General features: G+C 66.3%; 6 protein-coding genes and 3 pseudogenes. 7 read left to right on the top strand and 2 right to left on the bottom strand.

Annotated elements, in window-relative coordinates; all coding sequences use genetic code 11:
* From ACLQI9_RS07135 to ACLQI9_RS07110, 6 genes and pseudogenes are all read left to right on the top strand, one after another.
* Positions 1-110: pseudogene (locus tag ACLQI9_RS07135) on the top strand (hypothetical protein); the annotation flags it as partial.
* Positions 110-1,579 carry a proton-conducting transporter transmembrane domain-containing protein gene (locus tag ACLQI9_RS07130; protein ID WP_442380738.1) on the top strand — a complete coding sequence of 490 codons (1,470 nt, stop codon included), beginning with the start codon at positions 110-112 and terminating at the stop codon, positions 1,577-1,579. The pseudogene ACLQI9_RS07135 and the gene ACLQI9_RS07130, both read left to right, overlap by 1 nt.
* The gene (locus tag ACLQI9_RS07125; RefSeq protein WP_442391400.1) at positions 1,576-3,054 is read left to right on the top strand and encodes a hydrogenase large subunit; all 1,479 of its coding nucleotides are present in this window, start codon (positions 1,576-1,578) and stop codon (positions 3,052-3,054) included. The genes ACLQI9_RS07130 and ACLQI9_RS07125 overlap by 4 nt, the downstream gene beginning before the upstream one ends.
* Positions 3,055-3,193: 139 nt before the next feature.
* Entirely contained in the window at positions 3,194-3,550 is a 357-nt protein-coding gene (locus ACLQI9_RS07120) for an ArsR/SmtB family transcription factor (protein ID WP_442378140.1), read from the top strand.
* Between the two features lie 99 nt (positions 3,551-3,649).
* Positions 3,650-4,513: a hypothetical protein gene (locus ACLQI9_RS07115; RefSeq protein ID WP_442391398.1), complete on the top strand. Its 864-nt coding sequence runs from the start codon at positions 3,650-3,652 to the stop codon at positions 4,511-4,513.
* Between the two features lie 17 nt (positions 4,514-4,530).
* On the top strand, positions 4,531-6,360 hold the full coding sequence (locus tag ACLQI9_RS07110; RefSeq protein ID WP_442391396.1) for a phosphoenolpyruvate carboxykinase (GTP): 1,830 nt from the start codon (positions 4,531-4,533) through the stop codon (positions 6,358-6,360).
* A 362-nt stretch (positions 6,361-6,722) separates the two neighbouring features.
* Here the strand turns inward: ACLQI9_RS07110 and ACLQI9_RS07105 are convergent.
* A pseudogene (locus tag ACLQI9_RS07105) lies at positions 6,723-6,857 on the bottom strand (SDR family NAD(P)-dependent oxidoreductase); the annotation flags it as partial.
* A 422-nt stretch (positions 6,858-7,279) separates the two neighbouring features.
* On the opposite strand from ACLQI9_RS07105, the gene ACLQI9_RS07100 reads away from it, so the two are divergent.
* Positions 7,280-8,113: a biotin--[acetyl-CoA-carboxylase] ligase gene (locus tag ACLQI9_RS07100; RefSeq protein ID WP_442376381.1), complete on the top strand. Its 834-nt coding sequence runs from the start codon at positions 7,280-7,282 to the stop codon at positions 8,111-8,113.
* A gap of 207 nt (positions 8,114-8,320) precedes the next feature.
* Here ACLQI9_RS07100 and ACLQI9_RS07095 read toward each other — a convergent pair.
* A pseudogene (locus ACLQI9_RS07095) lies at positions 8,321-9,307 on the bottom strand (AMP-binding protein); the annotation flags it as partial.
* Between the last annotated feature and the right edge of the window lie 616 nt (positions 9,308-9,923).

Below are 9,923 nucleotides of genomic sequence, written 5' to 3'. Positions count from 1 at the left end.
CCTCGCTGGACGTGCTGTTCGCGGTGATCGTGATCGGCGTACTGACCGGCCGGCTGCGGCGCGCCTTCGGCGGCGCGGACCTCGACCAGCTACGCGAGCTGCGGGACTGATGACCGCACTGCTGCTCGCCCCGATGCTCGCCCCGGTCCTGGCGGCGATCGCCCACCTCGTGGCCGGGTGGCGCCGCGCCACCGTGACGCTGACTGTGGCCTCGGCGATCACGGTGCTGGCGTGCGGTGCTCTGCTCGGGTTGCGCGTCGGGTCCGGGCGGTATCTGGCGCTGGGCGGGCTGCTGCGCGCCGACGCGCTCACGGCCACCATGCTGATCGTCATCGGGGTGGTCGGCACCCTGGCCGCCTGGGCGGGCATCGGCTACGTCGAGGCCGAACTCGCCCACGGCCACACCGACACCCGCAGCGCACGGCTGTACGGGGTGCTCACGTCGGCGTTCCTGGCGGCGATGGTTCTTGCGGTGTGCGCCAACAACATTGGGGTGATCTGGGTCGCCATCGAGGCCACCACGATCGTCACCGCGTTTCTGGTGGGGCACCGCCGCACCCGGACCGCGTTGGAAGCGACGTGGAAATACGTGGTGATCTGCTCGGTGGGCATCGCGGTCGCCTTCCTCGGCACGGTGCTGCTGTACTTCGCCGCGCAGCACGCCGGCGCACCCGCCGCCCACGCGCTGGACCTCGACGTGCTCGCCGCGCATGCCAGCGGTCTGGACCCCGGGGTCGCCCGGCTGGCCGCTGGGCTGCTGTTGATCGGCTACGGCGCCAAGGCCGGCCTGTTCCCGTTTCACACCTGGCTGGCCGACGCGCACAGCCAGGCCCCGGCACCGGTGTCGGCGCTGATGAGCGGGGTGTTGCTGTCGGTGGCGTTCTCGGTGCTGATCCGGATCAAACCGATCATCGACACGGCCGCCGGCCCGACATTCCTGCGCTCGGGGCTGCTGGTGATCGGGTTGGCCACGCTGCTGATCGCCGCCTCGATGCTGACCGTCACGTCCGACGTCAAACGGATGCTCGCGTATTCGTCGATGGAGAACATGGGCCTGATCGCGATCACGGCCGCCGCGGGGACCACGCTGGCGATCGCCGCGCTGCTGCTGCACGTGCTCGCCCACGGGATCGGCAAAACGGTCTTGTTCCTGGCCGGCGGGCAGCTGCAGGTCGCCCACGGCTCCGCCGCCATCGCCGACCTTACCGGGGTCGTGCGGCACTCGCGGCTGGTCGGTGTGTCCTTCGCCGTGGGTCTGATCGTGCTGCTTGGCCTGCCCCCGTTCGCGATGTTCGCCAGCGAGCTGGCCATCGCCCGCTCGCTCGCCGACGCGCGGCTGGCCTGGGTCCTGGCCGCGGGAATGGTGCTGATCGCGATCGCATTCGCCGCGCTGGTCCGCAACGGCGGCCGCATCCTGCTGGGCGCCCCGACCGCGGCTGCGCCGTCGATCACCGTGCCGGTGACCGTGGCAGCGGCGCTGCTGGCGGGGATCGCCGGCTCGATCGCGCTGGGGGTTACCGCCGGCCCGCTGACCGGCCTGTTCACCACCGCCGCAAGCCAAGTCGGGGCGCTGCGATGAGATTCGACTGGGTGCGCCACCGGGTATCCGACGACGATTGCGCCGACCTCGCCGAAGACCTCCTCGCGCAGGGCTTCCGTCTGGCGCTGGCGGCCGCGCACGACGACGGTGACAGGATACGGATCGTCTATCTGTTCCTGGCGGGTTGGCCGGACCGCCGAATCGAGCTCGAAAGCTGTGTGCCCGCGGGCGATCCGGCGCTTCGGTCACTGGCGTATCTGTCGTTCCCGGCCGGCAGATTCGAGCGGGAAATGGCTGACCTGTACGGAATCCGCCCGATCGGTCATCCCAAACCGCGCCGGCTGGTGCGGCACGCTCACTGGCCCGAGGACTGGCATCCCATGCGCGTCGGCGCGGGCCCCGCACCGGAATTCGCGACCGCCGGCCATTTCCCGTTCGTTACCGTCGAAGGCCCCGGGGTGTATGAGATCCCGGTCGGCCCCGTGCACGCCGGTCTGATCGAACCCGGGCACTTCCGATTCTCCGTCGTCGGCGAAACCGTGCTGCGGCTCAAGGCGCGGCTGTGGTTCGCGCACCGCGGCCTGGAGAAACTCTTCGAGGGCCGCTTGGCGACCGGCGCTGTTGATCTCGCCGAACGCGTCAGCGGCGACACGTCGGCCGCGCACGCGCTCGCCCACAGCCTGGCGATCGAAGACGCGCTGGGCATCGAGCTGCCCGACGACGTGCATCGGATGCGGGCCCTGCTGGTCGAACTCGAACGGCTCTACAACCACGCCGCCGATCTCGGCGCCCTGGCCAACGACGTCGGCTTCGCCCTGGCCAACGCGCACACCCAGCGGATCCGCGAACAGCTGCTGCGGCTCAACGCCGCCGTTACCGGGCACCGGCTGCTGCGCGGCGCCATCCGCCCCGGCGCGGTCGTGCTGCACACTCTGCCCGACCCCGCAGCGCTGCGGTCCATCGCCACCGACCTCGCCGAGGTCGCCGAGCTCACCCTGCGCAACACCGTCGTGAACGACCGGTTCACCGGCACCGCCGTGCTTGGCCCCGACGACGCCCGCGCGCTGGGCTGCCTGGGATACGTCGCCCGCGCCAGCGGCATGCGCACCGACGCCCGACTCGAACACCCCACCACCGTACTGCCCGTCACCGAGATCACCGGGCCCGCCGGTGACGTGCTGGCCCGCTACACCGTGCGACGCGACGAGTTCGCCGCGTCCGCCGCGCTGGCCGGCTACCTCATCGAGTCACACACCGGCCCAACCGAATACAGCGCGCCAGCACCGCCGATCCACGGATCGGCCAGCGGCGTCGGCATCGTCGAGGGGTGGCGCGGCACCATCGTGCACCGCGTGGAAATCGGCGCCGACGCTGCCATCACCCGCGCCAAGATCGTCGACCCGTCCTGGTTCAACTGGCCCGCCCTGCCCGTCGCCATGACCGACACCATCGTCCCCGACTTCCCACTGGCCAACAAAAGCTTCAACCTGTCCTACGCCGGCAACGACCTGTGACCCGAACCGGCGCGGACACGAACAGACGCGCTGCGACAACACTTCGCGACCCCGGCCCGTTAACTTGCTGAAATGCGCAACTAGTAGAGTAGGGAAACACGCACCCCGTTGAGAATGCCCTGACATCGAAGGAGGCGCCGTGGTGGCCAAGTCGCGCCAGCCCCTGTATCAGATGAAGGCAGACTTCTTCAGAACGCTTGGCCATCCCGCTCGCATCCGAATACTCGAGCTGCTCAGCGATCGTGAATACGCGGTGTCGGAAATGCTGCCCGAGGTCGGCATCGAGCCCGCTAACCTGTCGCAACAGTTGTCTGTCCTGCGGCGCGCCGGTTTGGTGACGGCCCGGCGTGAAGGGCTGTCGGTGTCCTACACGCTGACCTCGCCACGGGTCGCCGAACTGCTGGCTGTGGCGCGGGCCATCCTCACCGGAGTGGTCGCCGGCCAGGCTGAACTCCTCGAAGACCTGCCCGCAGTGATCGGCGAGGCCATCGGCTGATGCGGGCCGAAACGACGGGGACGGCTCTCCTGTTACTACTTGCAAAATTTCTAAACTCAATACATCAGGTGGGTCGGAGTGCGGAGATGGATGCCGATGGTGACTAACAATCTCGCCAGCAACGGCGATGAACCGGCACCACCTGAGGGCGGCCCGGGATTCACCGGTGTCCATGTCGGCGTCATCGGGGTCGCCGCCACCGCGACGGTCGACCTGCCCTACCCGCCGCGGTCGTCGTGGCTGGCGACGCAGGACTACGTGGCACTGCTCAGCGACCGGACGCCGATGCACGCCGTGGCGCTGCCACTGGCGCGAGGCGACGTGGGCACGGTCGCGTCGGCCATCACCGGTCACCGGACACGGTTGTCGGCGGCGTTCGTCGTCGGCCTGGGCGCACCGGAGTCCGCGGCGGTGCAGCGCTGGGTCGCCGAAGCCGCAGGGCAGCTGGTCATCGCGGAGATCGACGTGGTGACCGCGGCACAGGCCGCCGCGGTGATGGCCATGTTGCGATCCCGAGGAGTGCAGCGCCAGCGAGCCCGAGTGGCGATGGCCGGCGCGGAGTCGGCGCCGCTGCTTGGGCCGATCCTGATCGCCTGCGGCATCGGCGACCTCACCAGTTGGCATCCGCGAGACGCCCAGCACTACCCGCTGAACCGACTGATGGAACACAACGACATCGTGATCTGTCCGAAGGCAGCCGCACCGATGCTGGTCGCCTGGGACCGGGCCGTGACGATTCCACACGACCCGTTCGACTTCGGCGCACTGGTCTTGCCCGGACTGCTCGGCGCGCTGTGCGGGCACGGCGTCACGGCACTGGACGTTCTGCATCTGGCCGCCGCCGCCCACGCGGTGGCCCTGGTCACCCCCACCCTGCATGTGCTGCCCGAACTGGATGACTCGCAGCTGGTCAGCACCATCGCCCACCACGTATCACAGACTCTCACCGACCAACACCGATAACACCCAAGGAGATTCGCATGACAACCACCGTGCCCGCACACGCCAGCGCCCCAACGACGAACTCCGCGGTCATCGACTGGGTTGAGTGCGTCGCTGCGCTCACCACACCCGAGCAGGTGGTGTGGTGCGACGGCAGCGACGACGAATGGCGGCGCCTGACAACACGTCTGGTGAACAAGGGCACCTTCGTGCGGCTGTCACGCAAGCCCAACTCGTTCTGGTGCGCATCGGACCCCGAGGACGTGGCCCGTGTCGAGGACCGCACCTTCATCTGCTCACGGCAGCAATCCGACGCCGGCCCCACCAACAACTGGATGGATCCCGTCGACATGAAAACCGAGATGACCGAGGAGTACCGCGGCGCGATGGCCGGGCGCACCATGTACGTGATCGCGTTCTGCATGGGGCCGTTGGATGCAGCCCAACCCAAGTACGGGGTGCAGGTCACCGATTCGGAATACGTGGCGGTCTGCATGCAGATCATGACCCGCTCGGGAACCGCGGTGTGGGACAAGCTCGATAAGGGAGCCGAATTCGTCAAGTGCCTGCACTCGGTCGGCGCGCCGCTGCAGCCAGGACAGCAAGATGTCCTGTGGCCGTGTGACCACACCAAATACATCTCCCACTTCCCCGAGGAACACACCATCTGGAGCTACGGCTCTGGCTACGGCGGCAACGCCCTGCTCGGCAAGAAATGCTTTGCGCTGCGCATCGCCTCCAAGATGGCCAAAGATGAGGGCTGGCTGGCCGAACACATGCTCATCGTGAAACTCACCTCCCCCGAGCAGCAGGTGTATTACATCGCCGCGGCGTTCCCGTCGTCCTGCGGTAAAACCAACCTGGCCATGCTTTCACCGACCCTGAAGGGGTGGACCGCCGAAACCATCGGCGACGACATCGCCTGGATGCGCTTCGGCGAAGACGGCCGCCTCTACGCCGTGAACCCCGAAGCCGGATTCTTCGGCGTCGCCCCCGGCACCGGTGGGCACACCAACCCGAACGCGATGGCCACCATCGAACGCGGCAACTCCATCTTCACCAACGTCGCGCTCACCGACGAGGGAGACGTCTGGTGGGAAGGGATGACCAGTTCGCCGCCCGCCCACTTGACCGACTGGCGGCGGCGGGACTGGACCCCGACCGCCGGTGACCCTGCGGCACACCCGAACTCGCGGTACTGCACCCCGATCGCGCAATGCCCGACCGTCGCCCCTGAATGGAATGACCCGGCCGGGGTTCCGATTTCGGCGATCTTCTTCGGCGGTCGCCGCGCAACCACCATCCCCTTGGTCACCGAGTCCCTGAGCTGGCAGCACGGGGTATTCCTCGCCTCCACGCTGTCTTCGGAAACCACCGCCGCGGCCACCGGCACAGTCGGGGTGGTCCGCCGCGACCCGATGGCGATGCTGCCGTTCCTGGGCTACCACGTCGGCGACTACTTCGCCCACTGGCTCGACATCGGCACCAAGGCGGACCGCCACCGGCTGCCAAAGATCTTCTGCGTCAACTTGTTCCGCCGCGGCGACGACGACGAATTCCTCTGGCCCGGGTTTGGGGAGAACTGCCGGATCCTCAAATGGGCTCTGCAGCGCATCGACGGCCGAGCAACGGCCAACCCGACACCGATCGGAAACGTGCCGCGCATCGCCGACCTCGACCTGACCGGGCTAAGGTTCGATCGGGCCAAAATCGCCGCCGCACTGAACTTCTCCCCCGAGGAGTGGCTCGCCGAGACCAGCCTGATCGACGAGTGGTACGCGACCATCGGTACCAACACCATTCCCGATGCACTACGCGCAGAACTGGCCGCCCTCAAGCAGCACCTGTCGTGGTGCTGTTGGGGATGAACCTAGTGTGGGTCATAGATGACATCCATGTCGGCAGATCCTACGAAGTGCAGCTCGTAGTCGCGGTCGCCCTCGCCGCTGTCGTTGTATACATGTTCATGTACAACCGACGAAAAGCGTAGTCGGCATAGAAACCGTCGACATGCCTTGTTAGCTCACATCGCCCGGCCCGCCGCCCGAGGATTCGCCACAGTGACGTTTCACCACGGTGTGCCTGGAGATGGCGCACACGGAGATTACAAGGCTTGTCTCAATCCGCTTTCTGTCACATCGTCAACTTGTCTGTTGCATCGAGCCGAAGGTTTACACAGTTATGGTTGCCGAAACCGACCTTAGCTCGGTCGAATACGAGAACCTGACCCTGCCGCGACGGCGGTTGTTTTCGGTTCGGATCGGCCCACCACGACCACGTTCTCGCCGCTTCGGCTCAGTCTGGCTGCAGCAGCGGCGCCGATGCCATCACTGGCGCCGGTAATGATGACCGTCCGCCCCGCCATTGGTGTCCTTTCCGAGCCGCGCCGTCACAGGGCCGCAGCGACCGTCGCCATAAAAACCGCCGCAGCAATGGTTGTTGCGACGCCACCGTCACGTCTACCCTGGCAAACTTCACCGACCAGTGTCGCCTGGGGGGTCCGACGTGGCAGGGACCTTCTCGAAGCGGTGGCGGGATACCCCGTGCGATCGCGGGCGCAAGCCCGTATCCTTCGACCGTTGCATTCTGGCCTCATGTCTTCAACCTATATGGCAGTTAGCTGAATTTATATGGCAGTTAGCTGAATTCGATTGCAGTCAGCTCTCGGGTTGCGGTCTCAAGCTCGTCAAGCGCAGTCGTGAGCAGCCTGCGCAGCTCATCGAACTTCTCGTATCCGTCCCCCCACTCGACTGTGCGGCGGTAGGCGCGGCGACATAGGCTCCGGATATGGATCGCGACAGATTGCGACGCCCGCTGCATGCCACAACACTGCGGCAGGAGGTGGCGGGCCCGGGGCGGCCATGGCGTTATGTCGAGGTGGTCGACGAGACCGGATCCACCAACTCGGATCTACTCGCGCGTGCGACTGCCGGTGAAGACATCGACCGGATGGTTTTGATCGCAGAACACCAGACCGCCGGACATGGGCGCATGGGCCGGAGTTGGTCCGCGGCCCCGCGGGCACAGATCACGCTGTCGGTGGGCGTGCGGGCCGCGGACGTACCGGTTGACCACTGGGGCTGGCTACCGCTTGCCGCTGGCGTGGCGGTGGTCGACACCGTGGCGGCCGAGGCCGGCGTCCATGCCGGTCTGAAGTGGCCCAACGACGTGATGGTCGGCGACCGCAAGCTGGCTGGCATCTTCTCGGAGGTGGCTGCTCCGAAGACGTTGGTCGTCATCGGGATTGGGCTCAATGTCACGTTGAGCGCCGAAGAAGCGGGCGATCCGGTGGCGGTGTCGCTGCTCGACGTCGGCGTGGCGGCACCCGATCGGGATCGGCTGGTGCGCCGGTTGCTGTCCGAGCTTGGTACGCGCATCATCAACTGGCGCCTAGCGGGCGGCCTCGACGAAAAGTTGATCGCCGACTACCGCGCCCGCAGCGTGACGATCGGATCCGAAGTTCGTGCGGTGCTGCCCGGGGACCGCAAACTCGTCGGCGCGGCGCGCGCGATCGATGGGGAGGGCCGGCTCGTCGTGGACTGCGACGGCGAGTCCGTCGCGGTGTCGGCGGGCGACATCGTCCATCTGCGTCCCCTTGACAACAAGTCCGGCACTCAATGACCGGTAACAAATCGACGGCACCGAAGTCGCACCAGTGTTTGGTGGTACATAAACAGTCGACAAGAAAAAGCCGCAACCGCGAACATCTCCGCCAAAACAATCGCGCCAAAACCAGATTGGGGTTAATGTCCCGCAGCGTCTGCTTGGTTAAGCCATGTTCAGCTTTGGCGCCGAATCAAGACGCGCCGGCCCCAGCAGCGTCGCCACTCATGTCGGCAGTTCGTTTCGCAGCACCTTGCCGGTGGGATTGCGCGGGATCTCGGCGACGACGATGACGTCCCGCGGTTGTTCGAAACGAGACACCTGGTCCTTCAAGTACTCCCGCAGTTTTGCTTCATCGATGTCGGCGCCCGGGCGGGGGACGACGAACGCAACGAGCCGCTGGCCGAAGTCCTCATCCGGGACACCGATCACCGCGTGGTCGGCCACGTCGGGATGTTCGCCGAGCGCGTTCTCAACCGCGCTGGGGTAGACGTTCTCTCCGCCGGAGACGATCATGTCGTCTTCGCGGCCGACGATGAACAGCCGCCCCGCCTCGTCGAAGTAGCCCATGTCCCCGGTGTCCGTCATCCTGGCGACCACATCCTTGCCACCGCCGCCGGTGTAGCCGTCGAACCTCAGGCCACCACCCACGAACACCCGCCCGGTGACGTGCGGCCCGACGGGACTGTCGTTCTCGTCGAAAATTTCGACCGGACAGCCGGCAACCGGCCAGCCAACCGTTTCCGGTGCCTCCCGTAGATCGGCGGGCGTGGCAAACGACCCGATCGCGACCTCCGAGGAGCCGTAGCCGTTGTAGAGGATCTCGCCGTAGGCGTCCATGAACCGCTGCGCCAGGCTCGGATCCAGGCGTGCCCCGGCGGAGATCACCACGCGCAGCGACGGAACCCGGTTTCGCGCCCGCACCTCGTCCGAAAGGTCAAGAATCCGGGCGAGCATGACCGGGACCGCGGCGAGCGCATGCGCGCGATGCAACGACGCCTGCGCAAGCGTTGCTTCGGCGTCGAACCGGCGTCTCGTCAGCAGCGTGCCGCCGAGTATAACCGTGAGCAACAGCATCCCGAACCCGAACGCGTGAAACATGGGCACCGGCACGGCAATTCGGCTTCCAGCACGCAGCCCGATGCGGTCGAGGAACACGACTCCAACACCCAGTGCCGGGGTGATACTGGGTGTGCGCGGCACACCCTTGGGAGGGCATCGTGGTTTTGCGCTGGACCGCTAGCCCGCTTCATAGGGCCGAAAGTCACAAAACGTTGGGGCAAGTGTCTTCACAGATGTGGGGAATGGCTGTGCATGGATAGCTGTCATGTTTCGTATTTGACCTTCGGCAGCAGTGTAGACCCTGGGTGCCCGCTGACGTCGTACGCCTTCTCACCTATGCCAATGCGGGGCAGGATGATCCGAAGGGTCGAGCAAAGGTGAGCCTACCCCCATCTCGCACAGTGGATCGGCATGCCGGGATGGTCATTGGGAAGGCCATATGGCTGCGGAGCGTGGCAGGAAGCTGGTAGCAGCCCCCAAACACCAAGGCGCACAACCCCATCCCCAACCACCCTGCGGGTACACCAGCAGCCGGGGAGGCACGCCGACCGTGCTCACGACCAACTTCGGCGCGTCAGGCACCAACGGGCATCATTGGTGACTTTGGCCTCTAAAGAAGGATATTCGCGCAGGAGACGATGACACGACGAGAGCAGACCCCATCTCAGTTCAGGAAGAGATCGTGATCGAGCTACTTAAGGGCTTTCCCGACAACGTGGCTGCCTTCGCTTCCCTCTAGTTTGGCGCTGAACGAGTACTTTCTACC

The organism is Mycobacterium sp. (assembly GCF_052143115.1).
Lineage (GTDB): Bacteria > Actinomycetota > Actinomycetes > Mycobacteriales > Mycobacteriaceae > Mycobacterium.
Note: the sequence above shows the minus strand (reverse complement) of the source record. Positions and strands in the feature narration are given on the sequence as shown.